General features: G+C 42.7%; 22 protein-coding genes and 1 pseudogene. 1 reads left to right on the top strand and 22 read right to left on the bottom strand.

The features are described 5' to 3' along the window. Nucleotides 1–150: 150 nt before the first annotated feature. The 7 genes from CZ382_RS16005 to CZ382_RS15975 form a co-directional block, all read right to left on the bottom strand. Nucleotides 151–1,071 carry a S66 peptidase family protein gene (locus CZ382_RS16005; protein ID WP_200809537.1) on the bottom strand — a complete coding sequence of 307 codons (921 nt, stop codon included), beginning with the start codon at nucleotides 1,069–1,071 and terminating at the stop codon, nucleotides 151–153. Next, nucleotides 1,068–1,622, bottom strand: a complete 555-nt coding sequence (locus tag CZ382_RS16000) for a hypothetical protein (RefSeq protein ID WP_088052225.1) — start codon at nucleotides 1,620–1,622, stop codon at nucleotides 1,068–1,070. Before CZ382_RS16000 ends, CZ382_RS16005 begins: the two co-directional genes overlap by 4 nt. Nucleotides 1,623–1,726: 104 nt before the next feature. Continuing rightward, nucleotides 1,727–3,361 carry a peptide ABC transporter substrate-binding protein gene (locus tag CZ382_RS15995; protein WP_088052224.1) on the bottom strand — a complete coding sequence of 545 codons (1,635 nt, stop codon included), beginning with the start codon at nucleotides 3,359–3,361 and terminating at the stop codon, nucleotides 1,727–1,729. A gap of 276 nt (nucleotides 3,362–3,637) precedes the next feature. After that, a complete protein-coding gene (locus CZ382_RS15990; RefSeq protein ID WP_088052223.1) occupies nucleotides 3,638–4,642 on the bottom strand; it encodes an ABC transporter ATP-binding protein in 1,005 nt (334 codons plus the stop codon). Nucleotides 4,643–4,651: 9 nt separating this feature from the next. Next, complete coding sequence (locus tag CZ382_RS15985; RefSeq protein WP_088052222.1) at nucleotides 4,652–5,614, bottom strand: ABC transporter permease; 963 nt, start codon at nucleotides 5,612–5,614, stop codon at nucleotides 4,652–4,654. Nucleotides 5,615–5,617: 3 nt separating this feature from the next. Beyond that, nucleotides 5,618–6,550 (bottom strand): ABC transporter permease, encoded by a 933-nt coding sequence (locus CZ382_RS15980; protein ID WP_088052221.1) that lies wholly within the window; start codon nucleotides 6,548–6,550, stop codon nucleotides 5,618–5,620. Between the two features lie 12 nt (nucleotides 6,551–6,562). Next, nucleotides 6,563–7,387 carry a M55 family metallopeptidase gene (locus CZ382_RS15975; protein ID WP_088052220.1) on the bottom strand — a complete coding sequence of 275 codons (825 nt, stop codon included), beginning with the start codon at nucleotides 7,385–7,387 and terminating at the stop codon, nucleotides 6,563–6,565. 225 nt (nucleotides 7,388–7,612) lie between these two features. Here CZ382_RS15975 and CZ382_RS15970 point away from each other — a divergent pair. Continuing rightward, nucleotides 7,613–8,740: pseudogene (locus tag CZ382_RS15970) on the top strand (RNA-guided endonuclease InsQ/TnpB family protein). Between the two features lie 590 nt (nucleotides 8,741–9,330). Here CZ382_RS15970 and murA read toward each other — a convergent pair. The 15 genes from murA to upp form a co-directional block, all read right to left on the bottom strand. Continuing rightward, complete coding sequence (gene murA, locus CZ382_RS15965; protein ID WP_088052219.1) at nucleotides 9,331–10,659, bottom strand: UDP-N-acetylglucosamine 1-carboxyvinyltransferase; 1,329 nt, start codon at nucleotides 10,657–10,659, stop codon at nucleotides 9,331–9,333. Between the two features lie 33 nt (nucleotides 10,660–10,692). Further along, entirely contained in the window at nucleotides 10,693–11,415 is a 723-nt protein-coding gene (locus tag CZ382_RS15960; RefSeq protein ID WP_088052218.1) for a YwmB family TATA-box binding protein, read from the bottom strand. A 276-nt stretch (nucleotides 11,416–11,691) separates the two neighbouring features. After that, nucleotides 11,692–11,922: a DUF1146 family protein gene (locus CZ382_RS15955; RefSeq protein ID WP_088052217.1), complete on the bottom strand. Its 231-nt coding sequence runs from the start codon at nucleotides 11,920–11,922 to the stop codon at nucleotides 11,692–11,694. Nucleotides 11,923–12,202: 280 nt separating this feature from the next. Continuing rightward, the gene (locus CZ382_RS15950) at nucleotides 12,203–12,598 is read right to left on the bottom strand and encodes a F0F1 ATP synthase subunit epsilon (protein WP_088052216.1); all 396 of its coding nucleotides are present in this window, start codon (nucleotides 12,596–12,598) and stop codon (nucleotides 12,203–12,205) included. A gap of 89 nt (nucleotides 12,599–12,687) precedes the next feature. Then, the gene (gene atpD, locus CZ382_RS15945; protein WP_088052215.1) at nucleotides 12,688–14,100 is read right to left on the bottom strand and encodes a F0F1 ATP synthase subunit beta; all 1,413 of its coding nucleotides are present in this window, start codon (nucleotides 14,098–14,100) and stop codon (nucleotides 12,688–12,690) included. Nucleotides 14,101–14,135: 35 nt separating this feature from the next. Then, complete coding sequence (gene atpG, locus CZ382_RS15940; RefSeq protein WP_088052214.1) at nucleotides 14,136–15,002, bottom strand: ATP synthase F1 subunit gamma; 867 nt, start codon at nucleotides 15,000–15,002, stop codon at nucleotides 14,136–14,138. A 95-nt stretch (nucleotides 15,003–15,097) separates the two neighbouring features. After that, nucleotides 15,098–16,609, bottom strand: coding sequence for a F0F1 ATP synthase subunit alpha (atpA, locus tag CZ382_RS15935; protein WP_088052213.1), 1,512 nt, complete (start codon nucleotides 16,607–16,609; stop codon nucleotides 15,098–15,100). Between the two features lie 21 nt (nucleotides 16,610–16,630). After that, nucleotides 16,631–17,173, bottom strand: a complete 543-nt coding sequence (locus tag CZ382_RS15930) for a F0F1 ATP synthase subunit delta (protein ID WP_088052212.1) — start codon at nucleotides 17,171–17,173, stop codon at nucleotides 16,631–16,633. Next, a complete protein-coding gene (atpF, locus tag CZ382_RS15925; protein ID WP_230856174.1) occupies nucleotides 17,170–17,697 on the bottom strand; it encodes a F0F1 ATP synthase subunit B in 528 nt (175 codons plus the stop codon). Before atpF ends, CZ382_RS15930 begins: the two co-directional genes overlap by 4 nt. A gap of 133 nt (nucleotides 17,698–17,830) precedes the next feature. Further along, the gene (gene atpE, locus CZ382_RS15920) at nucleotides 17,831–18,043 is read right to left on the bottom strand and encodes a F0F1 ATP synthase subunit C (RefSeq protein WP_088052211.1); all 213 of its coding nucleotides are present in this window, start codon (nucleotides 18,041–18,043) and stop codon (nucleotides 17,831–17,833) included. Nucleotides 18,044–18,144: 101 nt separating this feature from the next. Then, complete coding sequence (gene atpB, locus CZ382_RS15915; RefSeq protein WP_088052210.1) at nucleotides 18,145–18,867, bottom strand: F0F1 ATP synthase subunit A; 723 nt, start codon at nucleotides 18,865–18,867, stop codon at nucleotides 18,145–18,147. A 23-nt stretch (nucleotides 18,868–18,890) separates the two neighbouring features. Then, nucleotides 18,891–19,259, bottom strand: coding sequence for an ATP synthase subunit I (locus tag CZ382_RS15910; RefSeq protein WP_088052209.1), 369 nt, complete (start codon nucleotides 19,257–19,259; stop codon nucleotides 18,891–18,893). 716 nt (nucleotides 19,260–19,975) lie between these two features. Beyond that, entirely contained in the window at nucleotides 19,976–22,225 is a 2,250-nt protein-coding gene (locus CZ382_RS15905) for a S8 family serine peptidase (RefSeq protein WP_088052208.1), read from the bottom strand. A 681-nt stretch (nucleotides 22,226–22,906) separates the two neighbouring features. Then, entirely contained in the window at nucleotides 22,907–24,019 is a 1,113-nt protein-coding gene (wecB, locus tag CZ382_RS15890) for a non-hydrolyzing UDP-N-acetylglucosamine 2-epimerase (protein ID WP_088052205.1), read from the bottom strand. 29 nt (nucleotides 24,020–24,048) lie between these two features. Continuing rightward, entirely contained in the window at nucleotides 24,049–24,678 is a 630-nt protein-coding gene (upp, locus tag CZ382_RS15885) for a uracil phosphoribosyltransferase (RefSeq protein ID WP_088052204.1), read from the bottom strand. Between the last annotated feature and the right edge of the window lie 307 nt (nucleotides 24,679–24,985).

Genomic DNA, 24,985 nt, shown 5'->3' with positions numbered 1-24,985 from the left:
GAAGCGGATCCGGTTCCTTACTTCACATGCAATTACCTAACCACAGCCCTGTTTACCTCGAATGATGTATGCAGTGGTCTGCCGTTTTTATGTTCACTATACATTGTCCCTCCGACGGCTTTAACGCGTTATTATGCAGGAGACCATCCACTACTTTACCCCTGCGTTTATAACAAGGGTTTTTTTGGAAGTCGATAATGTTGCTTTTACCCCTAAAGGAACGGAAAAGTTTGGTGTACAATGGCCTATTTTAAACCCTGACATTACTGGACAGTTCAGTTCAGCAAAATAATGCTGAAAAACCTGATCTAAACTTAAGGAAGGCTTCTCTTTTTTTGGTGTTGGCAAAGCAAAGTCACCGATGATCATGCCTGCCACGTGACACAGCTTGCCAGCGAGCTTCAGCTGATTGAGCATTGTATCAACCCGATACGGCTCTTCACCAATATCCTCTAATAACAGCAATTTTCCTTCTGTATCAATTTCATGCGGGGTTCCAAGCGTACTGACCAAAAGTGATAAATTACCGCCAACAATCTCTCCGGTTGCTTCACCAGGCACAAGCACCTGTAAGGGAGATACTGCCTCCGAATAGCAAAGTTTCGTTGGAAAGAATAGTTGTTCAAAAAGGTTTGCTGACAACTCAGCAAAATCAGCCTTTGCGATATCGGATGCAACCATCGGCCCATGGAATGTAACAAGCCCTGTTGTTTGTCGTATTGCCGTATGTAAATAGGTAATATCACTATATCCCCAAAAAATTTTCGGGTGTTTTCGAATAAGATCATAATCAATCTCCGCTGCCATTCTTCCTGTCCCGTAACCGCCACGGGCACAAAAAATGGCTTTCACAGAAGGATCAGCAAACATCGCATGCATATCCGCCAACCGCTCCTGATCCGTACCAGCCAAATAACCGCACGCCTGGTCAATATGCTTGCCAAGCTTGACATACAGTCCCATTTCTTCAAAAAACGTAATCCCGCGGTACAGTTCTTTTCGAATTACCGGGCTGGCTGGTGCAATCACACCAATTGTGTCACCTTTATGGATGCGTGCTGGATAGATCATGATAAAACCTTCCTTCTATGTATCGCTATTACTATGTATGTAAGGAGCGGCCCATGAGCATGTGTAAATGGACCGTTCCTTTCTGATATGAATACGCTTGGCTTCATTAAAAACGAAGTGATCATTCGCGTGACTTTTAGGCTTCTTCGCGCGGTATTGATCCGGGTTCGCGCTGTTTTCCCGGGTTCCAAGCTGCTGATCGGCAAGTTTTTCCTTTTGATCAGCGATTTCTTGTGCTCGATCGGCGACTTTTCCCTTTTGTTCAGCGAATTCTTGAGCTCGATCGGCGGCTTTTCCCTTTTGATCGGCGAATTCTTGAGCTCGATCGGCGGCTTTTCCTTTTTGATCGGCGAATTCTTGAGCTCGATCGGCGGCTTTTCCTTTTTGATCAGCGAATTCTTGAGCTCGATCGGCGGCTTTTCCCTTTTGTTCAGCGAATTCTTGAGCTCGATCGGCGGCTTTTCCCTTTTGTTCAGCGGCTTCTTAAGCTCGATCACAGCTTTTCCCTTTTGATCGGCGGCCTCCCTCTCGACCAGCGAAGCTACACTCAATCAGCGAAGCCCACACTCTCCCGGACCCGTGCGCCCTTATCGCAAAGCAAATCGGGGACATTCCTCCAGGACTAAAGCCAGCTTGTGCAACCCATACAAAACAGCTACTCCTTATCCGCCCATTTCAATTCCAAATATCCAACCGGGTGGCGGACTACTCCGGAAATATTATCTTTATAAATGTATACCTGATTATAATAATGAATCGGGAAGATCGGCATTTCTTCTGCTAACAGTTTTTCCGCTTCATACATATAATCCCAGCGCTTTTGTTCATCGGTCTCTGTTTTTGCTTTTTCGATCAGCTTATCGTATTCTTCGTTCGACCATCCTGTACGGTTCATCGTTGAGCCAGTAATGAAGCTTTCCAGGAAGTTAACTGGGTCCCCATAGTCAAATAAGAAGGTACTGCGTGATAGCTGAAGTTTCAATGCCTTTTGATCCTCTGAAAATACGTTCCACTCGGTATTTTCCAATGTAACATCTACACCAAGATTTTCACTGAACATATTTTGCAATGTTTCAGCGATTGCTTTATGTGCTTCATCTGTGCTGTAGGTCAATGTCACTGGCGGAAGCTTATCATAGCCTTCTTCCTCCATCCCTTCCTTCAATAGTTGCTTGGCTTTTTCTGGATCAAACGTTACGAGATCGCCGTTTGCTTCACGAAAATCAGTGCCTGAAGGGTCGGTAAAACCTGGTGATACAAAACCATGTGCCGCTTCTTCTTTATTTTTCGTAACGAAGTCAACAATTTTATTCTGATCAACAGCCATCGCAAATGCTTTTCTGATTTTCACGTTTTGGAATGGCTCTTTCTCCACATTAAATCGGTAAAAATAGAGACCTGCCTGATCTTCAATTACTACGTCATCTCCATCAATCAACTGATCCGCCATATCAGATGGAATTTCTGTCATATCAAGCTCATTACTTTGGAACATTTGATATTCCGTATTTGTTTCCGGAACCATTGCCCAATCGACTTTATCTAATTTCACGGTGTCTTTATCCCAATATTGATCGTTTTTCACCATGACGATTTTGCTGTCGTGTTCCCATGTTTCCATTTTGAATGGACCATTGGCTACAAATGAGTCGGCATCGGCATACCACTCGGGATTTTCTTTGGCTACTTTTTCATTTACCGGGAAAAACGCCGGGTTTGAAATGACATGCAGGAAAAATCCGGTAGGCGCTTTTAAGGTAACTTCCAACGTCTTGTCGTCTTTTGCTGTAACCATCACATCATCTGCTGACCCTTCCCCATTGTTAAATGCCTCGCCGCCTTCAATAAAATATCCTAAAAATGCTGCTGGCGATCCTGTTTCCGGGTCAAGCAACTGCTTCCAGGCAAACTCGAAGTCACCAGCTGTTACGGGATCACCGTTTGACCAATTGGCGTCTTCACGAATATGGAATGTGTACGTTTTTCCGTCTTCAGAGACATCCCAGCTCTCGGCAGTTGCTGCTTCAGGCTTGTCGTCTTTCCCAAGACGTGTCATTCCCTCCATCAGGTTGTTTAACACGTTCCATGAAACCGAGTCAAAACCTTCTGGCGGATTTAACGAAGATGGCTCCTCTCCGTTATTCATAAGCAATACCTTTTCCTCACTCGCTGCTTCTCCTTTTGTGCCACTGTCATCATCTTGCTTCTTGCCAGCATCTTTATTTGCTGTACATGCTGCCAGAACAGTGAACGTCAATGCTGCCAAAAACAGTAAAAGCCACTTCTTCATGAAAATTTTCCCCCTTTTAATTAGTAAAGATAGTCTTGGCTCAATCCAGCTTACACCAAAGTTGGACACGTCCGGCTCCAGCGCCCAGCGGCTAGTGGACAACACCCGCCTCCGTACGATAAGTCAACATCGGTTCGCTTCCAGCTTACCGTGTTTCCTTTATCTCCTACGAAGGAATGTTCAATTAAGACCGCCGCTTTGCGCGGCAACATTGAACCACCCGTGTTGCACGGGCGCAGTCCATACGCCGCTAACCGGGCGCTTCCGCCTTTGATTTTATTTCGCGGCTGCTTCAGCCAAAAGCTGTTTAGCCCGTTCATCCTGCAGCCAGCAGTCCACATGGTGTGTATCTGACAGCTCAGATGAAAAGGGATAAACTTTATCACACACCTCCATTGCCATTGGACATCGTGCGGTAAACGGACATCCTTGTGGAGGTGAGAATAAATCTGGTGGTGTACCATCAATTGGGGTGAGCTTCTCCCCCTTTAAATCGAGCCTTGGAACAGATTTGAGCAAACCCTTCGTATACGGATGCTCCTGTTCATAAAAAATTTCCCGTTTGGTACCAACTTCAATTATTTTTCCTGCATACATCACAGCAATACGATCAGCGATTTTGGCAACGACCCCTAAATCATGGGTGATCAAAATAATCGAAACACCAGTACCAGCTTGAATTTTTTCAAACAGCTCGAGGATTTGTGCCTGAATCGTTACATCAAGTGCTGTCGTCGGTTCATCGGCAATTAACAGCTCTGGTTCACAAATGAGCGCCATGGCAATGACAATTCGCTGCCGCATCCCACCACTAAATTGGTGCGGGTATTGCTTCAGCCGTTCTTCCGGGTTGGGGATCCCGACCAGATCCATCATTTCCAGTGCCTTCTTTTTGGCATGATCACTTGAAATTTTATGGTGCTGCCTTAGTCCTTCCATGAGCTGACTGCCAATCGTTAACGTTGGATTTAATGCCGTCATCGGATCCTGAAAGATCATTGAAATATCGACACCGCGAATCCGGCGCATTTCTTTGTCAGAAAGCTTGGTAAGATCCCGCCCATTGAACAGGATAGAACCGCCAGATATTTTGCCCGGAGGATCCGGGATAAGCCGCATGATTGCATTGGAGGTAACACTCTTTCCGCAGCCGGACTCACCAACGATTGCCAAGGTTTCCCCTTTATTTAAATGAAAATTGACTCCACGAACGGCTTTTACCGTTCCTCCATATGTGGAGAAGGTAACATGGAGATCATTTACTTCGAGAATTTTTTCCAATTGTATCCCCTACTTTCTCAGCTTCGGATCAAGTGCATCCTGAAGCCCGTCACCTAAAACATTAAAAGCAAACATCGTAAACGAGATGAAAAATGCCGGGAAAAATAAAGTCCACCAGTTTCCTGACAGAATGGCGCCAAGTGCATCATTCGCCATCATACCCCAGCTTGCGAATGGTGATTGTACGCCTAAGCCTAAAAAGCTTAAAAATGCTTCAGCAAAAATAGCACTCGGCACCGTTAAGGTCATTTGTACAATAATTGGCCCCATTGTGTTAGGCAGCAGGTTTTTGCGAATAATCCGCTTCGTCTTGGTACCAAATGATTTCGAGGCAAGAACAAACTCATAATTTTTAATTTGCAAAACCTGTCCCCTGACAATTCGAGCCATCCCTACCCAGCCAGTGACCGTCAGCGCAACAATAATCGTTGTTAGACTAGGACCCATGACAACTAATAGCAAAATAACAACGAGCAAATACGGAAGCCCGTATAAAATTTCAATGATACGCATCATGATGTTGTCGGTGCGACCACCTTTATAGCCAGCAACCCCCCCATAAACAACACCAACGAAAAAATCGATAAGCGCGGCCATTAAGCCGACAAATAATGAAATTCTCGCTCCATACCATGTACGGGTAAAGACATCGCGCCCCAACGAATCAGTACCAAACCAATGGGCTCCGGATGGGGGTAAAAACTGATTAGGTAAATCCTGATCTCTAACCGAGTATGGTGTTAGCATTGGACCTATTACAGCCATAATGGTTAACAGGACTAAAAAAATTAATCCCGCCATTGCCAGTTTATTTTTCATCAGCCGTCTCCATGCATCCTGCCAGTAGGATAGAGAAGGTCTGGAAACGGCTTCGGCTGCTTTTAAATCTTTTTCCTTCCATTTGAACAATAAGTCAGAAACCTCTTGCCTGGAAGGAGAATCTGTTATTGTCTGTTCACTCGCTTGTTTCATGCCTTATTCTCCTCCCTTTTTATGCAGCTTGATTCTTGGATCCAGGAAACCATATGCAATGTCTACCAGAAACAGCATAAAGATGAGAAAGGCACTATAAAATACAGTTGTCCCCATGATGACCGGGTAGTCCCGCTGGTTGATGCTTTCTACAAAATATTTTCCCATCCCTGGTATGGCAAATATCTTCTCGATAACGAATGTACCGGTCAAAATACTTGCGAGCAATGTCCCTAATATGGTCACGACTGGCATAAGCGCGTTTTTCAATGCATGTTTAACAACGATTTTCCAAGGTGTCAGACCTTTGGCCCGGGCCATTTTGATATAATCCTGTGTCAGCACCTCAAGCATTGTTGACCGTGTCAGCCTGGCAATAATCGCCATCGGGCCGGTTGCCAGCGCAATGACTGGAAGCACCATATGGGCGGGACTTGACCATGTTGCCGGCGGAAAAAGCTGCAAGTTAACGGCTAATTGCTGGATTAACAATGTTGCCAGAACAAAGTTGGGAATCGAGATACCCAGTACAGCAAAACTCATAGCGGCGTAATCGATTAGCTTGTTATGCCGTAGAGCCGCCATAATTCCTAAGATAATACCGGAGATAACTGCGACGATAATCGTAACGATTCCTAGTTCAAAGGAAATCGGGAACCCGCGTCCAAGCAGATCGTTTACCGTTTCTGTCGGCTGCTTGATGGAAGGGCCAAAGTCAAACGTTACAATTGATTTTAAATAAAGCAAATACTGTATGTAGTATGGTTCATCGAGATTGTAATGTGCCTCGAGATTGGCCTGAACCGTCTCATTCGTACCCCGTTCTTCGTTAAAAGGTGAACCAGGAATCGACACCATTAAAATAAACGTCAATGTAACGATAATCCAAATCGTGATGACCATCATAGCAAATCGTTTTAAAATATATCTAAGCATGTCGTTCCACTCCTATGAAAAGGTTGTACGCATTGCAAGCTCCGTCATGACAAGCATCGCTTGATACGCCTCCAGAATATCCTTTGCCTGATAGGTCACAATGCTTGAATTTGGCACAGGTTCTGTTCCCGGCATAAGATTTGCCCATTCAGCCTGACCGTAATTGTTAAATTCAATTCGTAACACTGGATTCTCCGGCGGTATAAGTGGTTTAACATGATGCCGATTTTTTAATGCTACTTCTGTTTTTTCCGTAAGTAATTCTCCAGATTTTTTCGGTGTCAGACTTTTAACAGCCGAGCGAGAGATGGTTTCTTTGACAACCGCCGTTGTAACGTTTGGAATAAGTTCCTCCGCTTCCTTTGCAGCCTGGTCGTCACCCGCAACCATTAGAACAGGAACACCATAGTATCCCGCCACATATGCATTGAAACCAAGCTCACCAATCGGTATATCATTAATATAAAAGCTTCGGACTGCATGAATCATCGCATGTGCCATTACACCAAATTGTCCTGCCCGTGCATGATAACCGAGAAATATTGCTCCTCCATAGGTATTGTCAAGCCCTTGCACCATTGAAAACGGTTTCACATCTCCAGTAATTAAAAGTGCCTCTGGATGCAATTGATCGATTAAAATATTATTCATTTTCGAATGACTGTCATTGACCAAAACCGTATCACAGCCAAATTTAAAAGCTGCATCCACCACGTAATTGGTTTCTTCCGTCATTATCTTTCGCGCTCGTTCGTAATTATGTTTAGCCGAATCAACATATGTATAGTCCGGAAGTCCTGTTATCCCTTCCATGTCCACTGACATATATAATTTCATGTTGCTCCTCCCCCTTGTGGACTATTATTAATTTTTTTACAATTTTACCACAATAATAACAAATTTTAAAGGTTTAATTTAACTGCCTTCCGAAAGAAGTCTCCCTCTTCAAGCCTGTTACTGGCAACCCCTAAAGGCTAAGGGGGAGATGAATTTCGGTTTGCTTTAGTAAAATGCTTGCCAACCCCAAACGCATGATCCATAATAGGGTTAGGAGGTGCATTCATGTTACTGAATCAAAAATATGAAATTTTCCCTTCATCTGAACAAATAGAAATACTGGAGACCTGGCTTTCCTATTGTCGGCTAACATATAACTCTGCACTTCTCGACAAACAACGTAAATACAGACAATCGAAGGAATCGTATAGTCGTTTTGACATGCAAAAGCAATTGAAACAAGACAAGCAAGAATGGGAATTCCTAAAAGAAATACCATCACAAGCCTTACAAGAAGTGTTCCGCCGCCTAGACCATGCATTTACCAAATTCTTTCGAAAAGAAGCGAACTACCCCAAACTCAAAAAATACAAGGATTACAACAGCATGACCTTCCCACAATTTGGCTTCAAACCGAATACACATCATCGCTATGCAGCATCTTTTACAGAAAACGGCAAGTTACAACTATCCAAGCTCGGGCAAATTCCTATTCACTTACATCGACCAATGGGAGGCACAATCAAACAACTCCTCATCAAGCGACAAGGCAGTCGCTGGTATGCTATTTTCAGTGTCGAAGGACAAGCATATCCAGCACCAATCAATCGTGATCTTGCAGTTGGCATTGATGTAGGGATAAATAAATACGCAGTTCTGTCCGATGGAAAAAGCTATGAAAACCCTATATTTATTCGTAAAACAGAAAAGAAACGAAAAAGAGCCTAGGTAAAACTTTCTAAAATGAAACGCGGATCGGCAAATTATGTGAAACAAATGATTAAAGTCCGTTCCCTTCATGAAAAGGTAGCGAATCAGCGAAGAGATTTTTTACATAAATTAAGCTACCATTTGGCGAAAGACTATTCGATCATTGCCGTAGAGGATCTCGAAATCCGTCATATGGTAAAAAATAAACGTTTGTCAAAATCCATTTCCGATGCAGGATGGGGCATGTTTCGAAACATGCTCTCCTATAAATGTGAACGAAATGGAAGTATCTTGCTAAAAGTCGATCCAGCATTCACGTCACAGGATTGTTCTACATGCGGAACACGAGTGAAGAAATCTCTTTCTATTCGTACGCATATCTGTAAAGGATGTGGAACAATCCTGGATCGTGACCACAATGCAAGTCTTAATATATTGCGTAAAGGAATGGAACAGCTGGATCAGATGATGGCCATCGACTAAATGAGAACACGAAAAACTGTAGGGCAAGGTTGTGTCCGAACAGTCTAAACAAAGCCTGTGGAGACAATGTAAGACGTCTTAGGAATCCCCTAAGATGCAATGGTCTGTGAAACAGGAAGCCCCACCTTCAAGCATTCCGAAAGGATGATAAGGTGGGGTCATTCACGCGGATGTTCCTAGTGGTAGGTTAGTTCGATTGGGTATAGTTTTTGCGCTGGGGTTGATGTATTCGTTCTCGGGGCGATGTTTCCACGATCGCCGGGCGATATTTACGCTTTCGGGTTGATGTTTCTCTTCTCGGGACGATGTTTTCACGCTCGGGTTGATGTTTCTCTTCTTGGGTCGATGTTTCCTTCCTCGGGGCGATGTTTCTCTTTTTGAGTCGATATCCCTGCTCCTCGGGGCGATATTCCTGATCTCGAATCGGTGTCTCCGCTCCGGAGGGAACGTGTATACCAAGGCTCTATTCTTCTACACGCAAAAAGCAGGTAATGCCCTACATGGCATTACCTGCTTTAACATACAATAGTATAGAGGATGTTCAAAAAGTCACCAAATGATAAGCGGCCCCCTTGAACAAGAACGTATAGTTAAGATAACTTTGCTATGAAATTATTATTCTGGTAATCTAGTTCTGCTTCCGGTTCTTCGATTTCCGCTTTTTCATCCACACGTTCAATATTTGCCCCTAAGGCAGCTAATTTGCCAGCGAGGTTAACATAGCCGCGATCCAGATGTTTTAATTCCGTAACACGTGTATAACCTTCCGCTCTTAATCCAGCAAGAATCAACGCTGCAGCCGCACGTAAATCGGTAGCAGCTACCTCGGCACCTTGCAAATCGGCGTCACCTTCTATAATGACACTCCGGCCTTCAATCTTCATTTTAGCGTTCATACGCCGGAACTCTTCCACATGCATGAAGCGATTTTCAAATACGGTTTCTGTTATCACACTTGTACCTTGTGCGAACAGCATCAACGCCATCATTTGCGATTGCATATCAGTTGGAAATCCTGGATGTGGCAATGTTTTGATGTCTGTTGCCTTTAATTTTTTCGGGCCAATTACACGTAATCCACCGTTTTCTTCTCTAATCGTTACATTCATTTCTTCAAGCTTGGAAATAACTGAACGAAGATGTTCACTCACCGCATTTTCAATATAAATATTTCCCCCAGTAATCGCCGCAGCTACCATAAATGTACCTGCTTCGACACGGTCCGGTATAATTGCATGTTCTGTTCCGTGCAGGCTATCGACACCTTCAATTCGAATCGTTTCTGTACCAGCTCCAACAATTCGTGCGCCCATTTTATTCAAGAAATTAGCCAAATCAACAATCTCAGGCTCTTTTGCACAGTTTTCAATCACTGTTTTTCCTTCTGCCAGTGCAGCTGCCATCATAATATTCTCGGTAGCACCAACGCTTGGAACATCCAAGTAGATCTTGGCACCCTGCAGACGGCCATTAACCTTTGCTTCAACAAAGCCGTTGCCAACATGTACCTCCGCGCCCATTGCTTCGAAACCCTTTAGATGTAAATCAATTGGCCTGGAGCCAATGGCACAGCCACCAGGCATTGCAACTTTGCCATGACCATAGCGCGCCAAAAGAGGCCCCAACACTAATACGGACGCACGCATTTTACGTACGTATTCAAAAGGGGCTTCCGTTGTTAACGGTTTTGACGCATCAATTGTAATGGTATTATTTTCAAAGTGTACATCTGCATTCATATTACGAATAACTTCATTAATTGTATATACATCAGCTAAAACCGGAACATCATGTAAAACACTTTTTCCTTTGCTTGCGATAATACTTGCAGCGATTACAGGCAGCACTGCATTCTTAGCACCTTCAACCTTAACGGCGCCGTTTAATTGTCTCCCGCCGCGAACGATGATCTTTTCCATGTTTCAATCTCCTTCAGTTGCAATTTCCCTATATTAATATTCAGTTATCAAGATAGGTGTTCCTATCGTGAATGTTGTATCGCCGTTTTCATTTTCATTCATTGCCAATTGAATATTCATTGTTTTGTCCATTATGGAGATCTCTTGATTCCATAATGGTGTATACCCATAAATAATTTTTCCAACCGTTGAATGGTTAATGTTGTCTGTTTGTGTCAAAATTTGTTTTACCTTTAATTCGTTCATAAACGCTTTTAAAAAATCATCACTGCTAATTGTACCATTACTTTCAGTCGTCAGACAAGCAAATTCTTTTGCCTGTTTTGTGAACAAAGATTCAGGCAATGCATTTATTGTCGAATAATAAGCCTGCTTGATTGATTGGTCCCAGTAATCACCACGAATAACCGCAATAACCTCCGCTTTATAATTGGCGTTTTTAGGAACGATGACCTTAAATGATTCGACAACGCTTTTCTGTTTTTGAGCGTCACTAAATGAATATTTTATAACGTTCTCATCATTTGTAGTAGAGGCTAAATAACTATTTTTTAATTGCTGTACCAACTTATCTGCTTTTGCTCGGGTGACCTGTTCTTTAATCGTTACTTGCCAATCTTCAACGGCTAAATTATTCTCCAAAACAACTGATGCTAAATCGACTATTTCATCGTCCGCAGTAGTGGTATATCCAAAAACGGTTTTCGTTAATAATGCAAGCAGCAATAAAAGAAAAAGACCTGTTTTTTTCATCATAATTCCCCCTGTTCGGTTCTATAACCAGTATGAACAGGGGGATAAAAATTAATACCGTACAAATATCGACATGATTACTAGAGTAATAGGGTAGATTCCATCTAATATAGTTTACAGGTTTCAAGGGGGTACCAGCACCAAAACCGCCGCAACCCAATAAATAAACGCTTGAGCGTCTTTTTAAATTTCAGAAGCCAGAGGTTAGATTGGAAGAAATCGGCTAGGTAGCCGATTTCAATATCTTTCCTACCTGCCGATCTTTATTTTTCCTATCCGTTAAAAAAGAAAAATAAGATCCCGTGACCATTGAAGGAATTCAAGGAAGAACCTGCTGACACCTGAACCAATTACAATGGTAATAAATAGCAAGAGAATTCGTGCCTCTGTTATACGCCCTTTTTGAATAAGCGGATCAACATTAATCGTTTGTACAACCTTCCAGGTAATAAATATGAAGATTAAATGCGATATCATACTTACGATTGCAAGTTGTCCAATTGAAAACATTTCGTTCACACCTTATTATGTAATTCATCGTGCTTTACTATTGTAACTTTGCCATGTATACAGACAAATGTCAATTGATTACTCGTGCATTTCATTCCCAGCAAAAAAAGTCGAATACTGTTACGATGTGGGAAATTATTATGCTGGCGTCAACTACATTTCCCGGGAAATATCGACGTTATTTTTAAAGGTGTTTTGTTTCATTTCGTATGGCTTATTTCACAGCAAAAATCTCCCACCAGTAGTGAGAGACTTTTCTTGTTAGGCTTTACTTATAAATCTATCGAGCAATATCCAATCGGTTTAATGCTCGTTTGAGTGCTAATTCTGCCCTTTGGAAGTCGATTTCATCCTGTTTAGACTGGAGGCGTTGTTCTGCGCGTTTTTTAGCTCGCTCAGCGCGGTCAACATTGATATCGGAAGGTCGCTCGGCAGATTGGGCAAGAATTGTTACCTTATCCGGCCGCACCTCCAAAAATCCGCCGTTAACAGCTAATCGTTCCATATCATTACCGCGTTTTAATCGTACTGCACTAATTGTTAATGGAGCGACTAATGGAATGTGACCTGGTAAAATACCAAGTTCCCCATTTTCAGCTTTACAGCTAACCATATCATAACTATCTTCCAAAATTGGACCATCAGGAGTAACAACACTCACCGTTAGTGTTTTCAATGTAACCCCTCCTTGTGACCTAATGAGCAGCACTGGTTATTTCTTATATATCGTTACAACACAGCTGCTGCTTTAATAAGTCCGCAATATTATTCCATTTCCTTCGCTTTTTCAATAACTTCCTCTATTCGTCCAACCAATCGGAAAGCATCCTCTGGCAGGTCATCATATTTACCATCTAAAATTTCCCTGAAGCCACTAACAGTTTCGCTAACTGGAACATATGAACCCGGTTGTCCGGTAAACTGTTCAGCAACGTGGAAGTTTTGCGATAAGAAAAATTGAATTCGACGTGCACGTGCCACTGTTAATTTATCTTCATCGGAAAGTTCATCCATACCAAGTATTGCAATGATATCTTGCAATTCTTTATAGCGCTGCAGTGTTTGTTGTACTTCACGTGCTACTTTATAATGCTCTTCGCCGACAATCTCTGGATCCAATGCACGTGATGTTGATGCTAATGGATCCACCGCCGGATAAATACCTTGCTCAGACAGACCACGGTCAAGGTTTGTCGTCGCATCAAGGTGAGCGAATGTTGTTGCAGGCGCCGGGTCCGTATAGTCATCGGCAGGTACATAAATTGCCTGAATGGACGTTACAGATCCTTTATTCGTTGATGTAATCCGCTCCTGCAATTGTCCCATTTCGGTTGCAAGTGTCGGCTGATAACCAACGGCAGAAGGCATACGGCCAAGTAAAGCGGAAACCTCTGAACCTGCTTGTGTGAAACGGAAAATGTTATCAATAAATAACAATACGTCCTGCCCTTGTTCATCACGGAAATATTCAGCCATTGTCAAACCAGTTAATGCCACACGCATCCGTGCCCCTGGCGGCTCGTTCATTTGCCCGAATACCATTGCTGTTTTGGCGATAACGCCTGAGTCTTTCATTTCATAGTAAAGGTCGTTCCCTTCCCGAGTACGCTCTCCAACACCAGCGAACACGGAAATACCACCATGTTCCTGGGCAATGTTATTAATTAATTCCTGGATTAAAACTGTTTTTCCTACACCAGCTCCACCAAACAAGCCGATTTTACCACCCTTAATATACGGGGCAAGCAGGTCAACAACCTTAATACCGGTTTCCAATATTTCCGTTTCCGTCGCAAGATCTTCAAACTTTGGTGATTCGCGGTGAATAGGATCCCTGCGCACCCCTTTATCTAACGGCTCATCAAGGTCAATCTTATCACCTAAAACGTTAAATACACGGCCTAATGTATCATCGCCAACTGGTACTGATATCGGGCCGTCTAAATCTTCAACTTCCATGCCGCGCATGACACCATCTGTTGACGACATGGCAATTGTACGTACGGAATTGTCGCCAAGATGAAGTGCTACTTCCAATGTCAGATCGATACTTACATGTGTGTCATCGTCTGCAGTGAAACCGACATGTAATGCATTATAAATGTCAGGGAGCTGGCCATCATCAAATTTCACATCGACAACAGGTCCCATGACTTGTGTAACGTAACCTTTCGTCATCAATTTCCCTCCTAACTTTCTTTCAATCGGCAAGGCTATTCCAAAGCAGCTGCTCCACCAACAATTTCGGTAATTTCCTGTGTGATCGCTGCTTGGCGCGCACGGTTATATGTTAATGATAAATCATCAATAATATCTGTAGCGTTGTCTGTAGCATTACGCATTGCATTCATCCGTGCCGCATGTTCACTTGCTTTCCCATCAAGTAATGCACCATAAATCAAACTTTCCGCATACTGTGGTAAAAGCACATTCAAAATTTCCTCTTCACCTGGTTCGTACTCATATTGGCTCAAAGAAGCTGAACCCAATCCTGTTTGTAAGTCTGTAAGTGGTAATAGCTTTTTCGTCGTTACCTCTTGAGAGATTCTGCTTACAAAATGGTTATAAAAAATAGTCAATTCATCAATTTCTTCGTCACTATACATTTGAACTGTTTCTTTAGCCAATTCACTTATATCAGCAAAATTCGGCTGATCTGCAAGTCCAAGAATACTTTTTGCTACCGGTAGATTGCGGCTTCTACAAAATTCATAGCCTACACGGCCAACAGCAATAACCAAATAATCATCCTTTGAACGATGGCGTTTTTCGATTGTTTGATGTAAATTTCGCAATACGTTACTGTTGTATGCACCGGCCAAACCGCGATCTGACGTAATAATGAGATAACCTGTCTTTTTTACTTCACGGGATTGTAACATCGGATGATCAACGCTCGTATTGTTTGCGGCAATACTTGCTACAACCTCTTGCATTTTCTCACTATACGGGACAAAAGATCTTGCATTTTGTTCTGCACGTGTCAATTTGGAAGCAGAAACCATTTCCATTGCCCCAGTGATTTTTTTCATGCTTTTTGTTGAATCAATCCGATGTTTAATATCTCTGAGTGATGCCAAGCTTGTCACCGTCCTTTCTTAGCAGAGACCAGAAGTTGGATGTCAGATGTAGGCAAAACATACTTATTGACATGTTACTCTGTTCTCTAAAAATTCTATTTATCACTAGGCAAGAATGTTTTCTTAAAGGACTCAATTGCTTCATTCATATCTTCAGCTTCCTGAAGTTGACCAGTATTGCGGATAGCTGCTAACAATTCTTTGCGGTTTTCATCCATCCATAGGTGGAATTCTTCCTCAAAGCGGGTAACATCTTCAACTGGAACATCATCCAGGAATCCTTTTGTCAATGCATAAATAATCATAACCTGCTTTTCAGCAGCCAAAGGTTTATGCAATCCTTGTTTCAAAACCTCAACTGTTCGTGCACCACGATCCAGTTTTGCCTTCGTTGCTTTATCCAAATCAGAACCAAACTGTGCAAATGATTCTAATTCACGGAAAGAAGCAAGGTCAAGCCTTAGTGTACCAGCAACTTTCCTCATTGCCTTAATTTGTGCGGAACCACCAACACGTGATACGGAAAGTCCAGGGTTGATTGCTGGTCGTACACCCGAGAAAAATAAATCCGACTGCAAGAAAATTTGTCCATCTGTGATGGAGATAACGTTTGTTGGAATATAAGCGGCAATATCACCTGCTTGCGTTTCAACAAATGGCAATGCCGTTAAGGAACCGCCACCTAAGTCATCATTCAATTTTGCTGCACGTTCAAGTAGACGTGAGTGTAAATAGAATACATCCCCAGGAAACGCTTCACGGCCTGGTGGACGACGTAATAGTAAAGAAAGTTCACGATAAGCAGCTGCCTGTTTCGATAAGTCATCATAAACAACCAAGACATGCTTGCCGTTGTACATGAATTCTTCACCCATTGATACACCTGCATATGGTGCAAGGTACAATAATGGCGCAGGATCTGATGCACCAGCAGATACAACGATTGTATAATCAAGCGCACCGTAACGACGAAAAGTTTCTACCGTTCCACGTACAGTCGATTCTTTTTGTCCGATTGCCACATAAATACAGATCATATCTTGATCTTTTTGATTAATGATCGTATCTACGGCAACCGTTGTTTTACCAGTTTGACGGTCACCAATGATCAATTCACGCTGTCCGCGTCCAATCGGTACAAGTGCATCAATTGCTTTAATCCCTGTTTGTAATGGTTCATCAACAGATTTACGTGCCATAACACCAGGTGCAGGGGATTCAATTGGACGAGTTTTTGCTGTTTCAACCGGACCTTTCCCATCAATCGGCTGACCAAGCGGATTCACCACACGTCCAAGTAATTCCTCTCCAACTGGTACTTGCATAATTCTGCCTGTACGGCGAACTTCATCACCTTCATTAATATCTGTATACGGTCCAAGGATAACAATACCAACGTTTGCTTCTTCAAGGTTTTGTGCTAACCCCATTACACCGTTAGAAAATTCAATTAGCTCATTGGCCATGCAATTGTCAAGACCGTGAGCACGTGCGATCCCGTCACCAACCTCAATTACTGTACCGACATCACTTACTTCAATTTGTGCGTCAAAGTCCTCAATCTGCTCCTTGATAAGCGCACTGATTTCTTCCGCCTTAATGCTCATACCATTTCACCCCTATCATCATTAGTTTGCTCCTGCAATATTCCGTTCGATTCGTTTCAATTTTGCATGAAGCGAACCATCATAGATCGTATTGCCTATCTGAAGTTTCACACCGCCGATTATCGACGGATCAATTTTGTTTTCAAGTTTAATTTCTTTTTTACCCAATCGCTTGGCAAATACGGCTGCAAGCTCTTTTATTTCAGCATCAGATAACTCCTGAACAGAATATACCGTTGCTTCTGCAATTCCCTGTGCATCGTAGACCATTTGTCTAAACTGATCAATAACGAACGGGATGATCTCAACACGATGACGTTCTACAAGCAATTTTAATGTATTGACGACATCGGTTGACATACCTTGAAACACTTCATCCAGGAATTGTTTCTTTTTCTCATTATTGACACGAGGATGCTTGAGGAATGTGTAAAGTCGCTTATTATCTTGAAAAATTTCTTTCACAACACGAAATTCCTCAACCATTTCTTCATGTGCTTGTTTTTCAGTACCGAGCTGAAAGAGAGCATCTGCATAACGTTTAGCAACTACTGCTTCACTCATTGCTCTTCTCCTACCTCTTTAATGTAGTCATTGATCAATTTTTCCTGATCTTGTGCACTTATTTCTTTCTCAATTACTTTACTTGCAATAAGAACTGATAATGAAGCCACTTTATCCTGAAGTGCCTGGATTGCCTTTTCCTTCTCATTTTGAATTTCTTCTTGCGCAGCACGTTTGATACGCTCTGCTTCTTTTCGAGCTGAATCAACAATCTCCTGTTCTTGCCTTGCTCCAACATTTCTTGCATCTTCAATAATTTTTTGTGCTTCCTGTTTCGTTTGTTTTAATTGGACTGTCGCCTCTTCTTGCGCACGTTCAGCCTCAGCACGGCTTTTTTCAGCAGCCTCGATTTCTGATGCAACATATTCTTCACGCTTCTGCATCATGGACATTAATGGTCCCCAGGCAAATTTACGTATTAATACGAGTAGAACGATAAAGAAGAATAGTTGGGCTAACATGTCCCCGACTTGGAGACTGCCAACTGATGCATTGATAATAGAAAACCCAGTAAATACTTGCACAGAATTCACTCCTTTCCCATCTAATCAGGCAGGAATTTCTTTTATTTAACATTCGTTCTTAGCTTATTTCCAGTAAAAACAACGGCGAAGGATCTTGTGGAAGACAAACTTCGCCATTTCATTATTTGTTTATTTATCTACCCATTACCATTAGTGCGATAACTACGGCGATAATCGGCATCGCCTCAACCAGACCAATACCAATGTACATTGTTGTTTGCAGTTGACCTCTTAGTTCAGGTTGACGGGCAATCCCTTCAACTGTACGACTTACAATCAAACCGTTACCTACACCGGCACCTAATGCACCTAAACCTACTGCAATTGCAGCTGCTAAAGCTCCCATAATATAAATCCTCCTCAAAGTAATTAGATATGTTTTTTAATCATTTCCTGTTTTAACAGGTAAACTGTCAAAACCGGTTAATTAACAATATGAAATCATGCTTAATGATCATTGCTCACTTTATGCGACATGTAAACCATCGCTAACGTTGTGAAAATAAACGCCTGAATCCCGCCAATAAAAATACTGAATCCTTGCCATGCCAGCATTGGAATTGCTCCTCCTAAGAAGCCAAGCACGCTCGACGATGTTAATCCTGCCAATAGCCCTAAAAGGACTTCACCTGCATAGATATTTCCGAACAGACGAAGACCCAGTGTCATCGTATTCGCAAATTCTTCAACTAGTTTAATTGGTAAAAAAGCCGGGAATGGTTTTAAGAAGTCTTTCCCATATTCTTTTGCACCACGCATCTTAATCCCATAAAAATGCGTCAACAGAATAACCATAGTCGATAATGTTAACGTGATACCCGGGTCGGATGTTGGTGATTTCCACCATAGTTCATGGCCAAATGTTGCCATCGTGATAACACCTAATAGATTACTGACAAAGATATAAGTGATTAGTGTCAGTGCTAACGGTAAAAATATTTTCCCCGTCTTCCAATCCATTGCCCCATTGATAATTCCCTTTACAAAGTCAAGGGCCCATTCCATAAAGTTCTGTGCACCAGTAGGTTTCATCTGGAGCTTTCGTACACCTAAAACACAAAGGATGAACACAATTAATGAGGCAACTGCCATCATTACCACATTCGATAAATTAAAATCAAGCCATGGTATTCCAAATACGTCTTCCACTATTGGTGCTTCATGATCCATTTTATTCACCCCGCTTCCATGCACTAATCCCTAATTTTAAAGATAACTAAATCTATCATAATGACAAGGTAGGATGTCATTATTCCAATTAAAACAGCAATAATGTGAAAATAGTTCTCAAATTGAAGCGCGATTATAATTGCCAATGCGGCTGCGGCAAATCGCGAAATAGTGCCAAGTCCCTTTGTCGATTGCTTTTTTTCTACGGCTTCTGCAAAGTCATTAATCTTCCTTTGCAAAAGGTATAAATTATAGAAACTGGCGATACTTCCTAAAAGAAGTCCAAGGAATATTTGTGGATATGGTGTAAATCCGGCTCCAAGCACCCAAATAGCGAGAAGGTAGAACATCATTTTGCGTTCTCTTGCTATCATATTTTGATATTGCGACATGGTTTACTCTTCTCCTGTAAATATTCACGCTCGTTAAAGCGCATGCTTCATAAGCGACTTTTATGTTTTTCAGTCGATGTTTTTTGCAATAATGAAACATATGATTTCTAGTATTTCGCTTTAACGCCCTTATGCTCCAGGTAGCCGTATGTTTTGTCAGTCCAACATTCTTTTCGCCAGTCGTCCAAGTTGACAAGAAGTGAGAAAAATCACTGACTTTACAGATAAGTTTCCTCATACTGTTATAATCGTGCATATTAAAAACAGGAATCTCGGGTTCGGATGACCTTCTGTTAACACATAAGAAAAATTCGACATCATTTTCCTATTCCTAACGGCTCTTTCGATTACGCACAATTATCACAATATAGTGAAAACCCTACCATCCCATACTAGGATAGTGTACAATAGCCATACTCTGTTGTCAATTGGTTTGTGATATAAAATACAAATTGGCAATTAGCCCATTTTTTCCAGGAGTAAGGTGGCTGAATTTCACCCTAGCCATTCGTACTCTAACTACACTTTTCTGATTTTGCAGGTTGTAATGTTAGCATCCACTCTTCCATTATAAAGGAAAATATTTGCCTATATCATGACATTTTTGTGAACGAAATAGTGACTAGAATCGGAGGGGGAAATTGACATTTCATGCTGCAAAATTAATTCAATGTGAAGCTATTTTTGTATCTGCCATTGTCCCCCTCAATTACCAGTCAGCTGCGTTCTTCAGTTATTTCTATCTCCGTTTCATAGCTTTCATATTCGCCATTTTCCAGTTGAACGGTGATCAGTGCTTTATAAACTCCTGGTTCACCTAGGTCACGTTTGTCGATTTCGCCCTCGTTCATCCCTATTTTTGGGTCATCAATCGTTACAAATGGTCGTTCATATAATAATGTAGCAGAATTGTATAAATTGACTGTAACACTTTTGACCGGGTCGGTTACATACAACTGATACATGTAACTGTCATCTGAAAAGGGTTTTAATGAAAAATCAAATCCCATTGCTTTTGGATAATCTGCCGTTTGATTCACAAACAAATATGGCAGATGATATTTTTTCTTTTCCTGGTTTAATGTCAGCCAGCCTTGATAGATCCCTTCCTCCAGCTGTTGGCTGACAACATCCAACTTAACTTGAACGGTTTTTCGTTCATGTGCGTTAACCGTAAAGTTTTTAGGTAATTGAAAGTGCTGGCCTTTTTTCATGCTTGGGATGTCAAACGAATAGCTTTGATCCTGCGCTGTTGTATTTTCAATTACCAGGTCGACCGTTTTACTTTTTTTGTATCCGGTTATTTTACCGAATGATAGTAAAGGATCATAAATAATGGTGTCTGTGTTAATGGCCAGTTTTGGCCTGATTTGTCCCATTCCCTGGACAATTGGATCATACAATTGTCCTTGTTTTCCCAGCGGCAGTGCCGTCGTTTTTAACGCACCTTCCATTTGTTCTACTGACCAATCAGGGTGTGCCTGCTTCAATAAAGCCATCGCGCCTGTGACATGTGGGGCTGCCATACTTGTCCCTTGCAATTCACGATAACCACCAGGAACCGTACTTAAAATTTTTGCTCCGGGCGCGATAACCTCTGGCTTGATATCCCAATCAACGGTAACCGGACCACGCGAACTGAAATCGGCAATATTCTTCTTTGTTTGTTTATAGGTTGTCTCGAGATAAACAGCGTCCTTTTGCGATTTGTTGACTAGCCACTCTCCCGCTTGCTTCGTAGTGGCTGCAACCGGAATGGTTAGCGGATCCTTTTCATTTTCGACAGATCCTTGTAAAGCACCTTGCTCATTATTATAAATAACTACTGCTTCAGCGCCTGCCTCTTCCGCCATCTTTGCCTTTTCGTAAAAAGGAATTTTCCCACGTTCCATGAGCACTATTTTTCCCCGGACATTTGTTGGTTTGCCTGTTGTATGTACAACTTGATAATCTTTATCCAGATCCCACGCTTGTGAACCGGCCATTGGAGTAATCGCTATCGTTTTATCATTAGTAGGTTCATAAAGAAATGGCACCGCTTGTGGCATGGTCAATGCACCAACAGCCAACGCTTTTGATGCAGTCGCTGGTGATCCAACCGTCCAATTCTCCGGACCACTGTTTCCATTAGCCGTAACAACCGCAACACCAAGGTCAACTGCACGATTTACGGCAATACTTGTCGGATAATCCGGACCATTAACAGCGTTTCCTAATGACAGATTAATCATATCGACGCCATCTTTTACCGCTTGTTCCAGTGCGGCAATCACCTGTACTGATGTCCCCTGTCCGCCTGGACCTAATGCCCGGTATGCATAAATTTCGGCATCAGGAGCAACTCCCTTAAGTTTTCCGTCTGCGGCAATAATCCCGGCAACATGGGTCCCATGGAGGGTCGGTATCCCCTGCGAGGCAACCGTTTCCATTGGGTCATCGTCAAGATCAACGAGGTCATAACCTTGTGTATAGTTTTTTGCCAGATCCGGGTGGTTGTAATCAATCCCCGTATCGACAACACCAACCTTAACCCCTTTTCCCGTGTAGGAAGTATTATTGACTGCCTCAGGAACAACAGCGTTAGACTTATTTTTGTTTAATGAATGAGCTTTTCTGTTGTTTTCAACTTCTATTTGAATGTCTTCTATTGGTGGAGGGCCAACGGAATTTGCCTCATACGTTGTGACAGGATGGACTGCTTTAATAAATTCAAGCGACTCCATTTTGGCGAGCTTTTTCGGATCGCCCTGTAGTGCTAGACCGTGGAAAAGTTTGTCATATGTAGCAACAACATCAATAGAAGGGTAGTATGTCTCAATGTACTTTTGATGTTCTCCCGGCTCCCCATCTACTTCAATAATGACGGATACAGTATCATCGTCTTCTTCTGTATTAGCTAACGTGGTTGTATGAAGTAGTGCCAGGAGCATTGTTACCATTATACTTACCATGAAACATCGCCGCATGCTGAAGTCCCCCCTTTTCCCTTTATTTTTTGGAAAAAGATGAAAATCATGCATGTATAGGCAGGGAATTTTTCTACGTGACAGGAGTGAGATTATTTTGAGCGTGTATATGGTTGGTTTTTTGTTGATGTTACTGATCTTGTGTTGATGTTCTCGCGTTCCGGACGATGTTTACCGCGATCCGGACGATGTTCCCGGGATCCGGACGATGTTTCCTCGCTCCGGGCGATGTTCCCGCACTCCGGCTGATGTTTTCACGCTCCGGACGATGTTTCCCCGCTCCGGGCGATGTTTTCACGCTCCGGACGATGTTCCCGGGATCCGGACGATGTTTCCTCGCTCCGGGCGATGTTCCCGCACTCCGGCTGATGTTTTCACGCTCCGGACGATGTTTCCCCGCTCCGGGCGATGTTTTCACGCTCCGGGCGATGTTCCCGGGATCCGGACGATGTTTCCTCGCTCCGGGCGATGTTCCCGCACTCCGGCTGATGTTTTCACGCTCCGGACGATGTTTCCCCGCTCCGGGTGATGTTTCCGAGTTCCGGACGATGTTTTCACGCTCCGGACGATGTTCTCGCGCTCCGGACGATGTTTCCTCGCCACCGGTTATCCCCCTAAACGTTCTTAAGTCCTAAGATCGATAATTTTAAAAAGGATTCAGTCTGCCCACTGAATCCTTTTTTATTTAAAATACTTCGCAATTGCATCAGCAATTTTTTCGGATGCGTGACCGTCTCCATATGGATTGGCAGCCTTAGCCATTCGTTCATGTGCTTCGTTGTCCGACAGCAGTTCATCTGCTAACGTAAAAATTGTATCCTCATCCGTACCAGCTAATTTCAATGTCCCGGCTTCGATTCCTTCAGGGCGTTCGGTAGTGTCACGTAATACCAGTACCGGAACACCGAGTGAAGGAGCTTCCTCTTGTATCCCGCCAGAATCTGTCAAAATTAAATGGGCGCGGGCAGCAAAGTTATGGAAATCCACGACACTGAGTGGTGCAATAAGTTTAATTCGATCATGGTTTCCTAAAATTTTGTTTGCTGTTTGCTGTACGACCGGGTTTAAATGTACCGGATAAATGACTTGTACATCATCATGTGTTTCAACTATCCGTCTGATCGCCCGAAACATTTGCTGCATATTTTCCCCTAGATTCTCCCGGCGGTGTGCGGTCATCAGCACTAGCCGCTGATCACCCAGCTCATCAAGTATCGGGCTTGTATATGCATCTTGGACCGTTGTTTTTAAAGCATCAATTGCCGTATTTCCCGTTACGAAAACCCGATTGGCTGGTTTATTTTCCTGCAAAAGGTTTTGCTTTGACTTTTCCGTTGGCGCAAAATGCAGATCTGCCATAACACCTGTTAGCTGGCGATTCATTTCTTCCGGATATGGTGAGTATTTATTCCATGTTCGAAGTCCTGCCTCCACATGACCAACCGCTATTTTGTTGTAATAAGCTGCAAGTGAAGCAACGAATGTTGTACTGGTATCCCCGTGGACCAATACAATATCCGGCTTGGTTTCTTTCATCACTTTATCCAAGCCTTCTAATGCTCGTGTTGCAATTTGCGCTAGTGTTTGCTTTTGCTTCATAATGTTCAGGTCAAAATCAGGTGTAATCCCGAAAATGGCAAGCACCTGATCAAGCATTTCCCGGTGCTGTGCGGTCACTGTTACAAGAGATGCAAATTCACCTTCCCGTTTTTGTAATTCCAGCACAAGCGGTGCCATTTTGATCGCTTCCGGCCTTGTCCCGAAAATCGTCATTACTTTAGTGTGCTTTGTCATTTCTCGTCACTCCACTTAGCATTTTTAACCTATTTTGTCCCGTAAAGCCGATCACCAGCGTCGCCGAGGCCTGGAACAATATAACCATGGTCGTCCAATTTTTCATCCAAAGCTGCCAGATAAATATCAACATCCGGATGTTCTTCCTGTATTTTTTTGACGCCTTCTGGTGCAGCAATCAGGCACATTAAGCGGATTTGCTTAGCTCCGCGTTTTTTTAGTGAAGCGATTGCGTCGTTTGCCGAACCGCCTGTAGCAAGCATTGGATCAATCACGATCAGCTCACGTTCAGAAATATCTGATGGTAATTTAATATAGTATTCGACCGGTTGTAGTGTTTCGGGATCGCGATATAGGCCTACATGACCAACGCGGGCAGCCGGGATTAGCCTTAACATACCATCTACCATACCAAGACCTGCACGCAAAATCGGGATCAGACCAATCTTTTTCCCCGCCAATACCTTTGTTTTAGCAGTGGTAACAGGAGTGTTCGTGTCAATCTCCTTTAGTGGAAGATCACGGGTAATTTCAAATGCCATCAACATAGCTACTTCATCGACAAGTTCGCGGAATTCCTTTGTTCCTGTGTCATTATCCCTTATGTACGTTAATTTATGCTGAATTAACGGATGATCCAGTACGTGTACATTTCCCATAATGCTGATCACTCCTCTTTATTAGTTGCATCCTTCAAATTGTACTGAAAAAATGGTAACGTTTCAAGCGCTGATATAAATGATTCCGCCTTTAAATGCGTTCAAAAAGTTGGTGAGGTTGGGGCGGCGGTGCAGTTAAATTCCTGATCATGCTTTCCTCGTTTACACTGGTATTCCGGAGCTTATACCCGTTTAGCAATAATAACAGCAACTTTGCAGTTTATTCAGCAATTTGCTGTTTTTAAACAGGTACTTCTGATACCGTAAAAATCCATGCAAAAAGACGCTCCATAAAAGGAACGTCGAT

The sequence above is a fragment of the Virgibacillus dakarensis genome (assembly GCF_900155625.1).
Taxonomy (GTDB): Bacteria; Bacillota; Bacilli; order Bacillales; family Amphibacillaceae; genus Lentibacillus_C; species Lentibacillus_C populi.
Note: the sequence above shows the minus strand (reverse complement) of the source record. Positions and strands in the feature narration are given on the sequence as shown.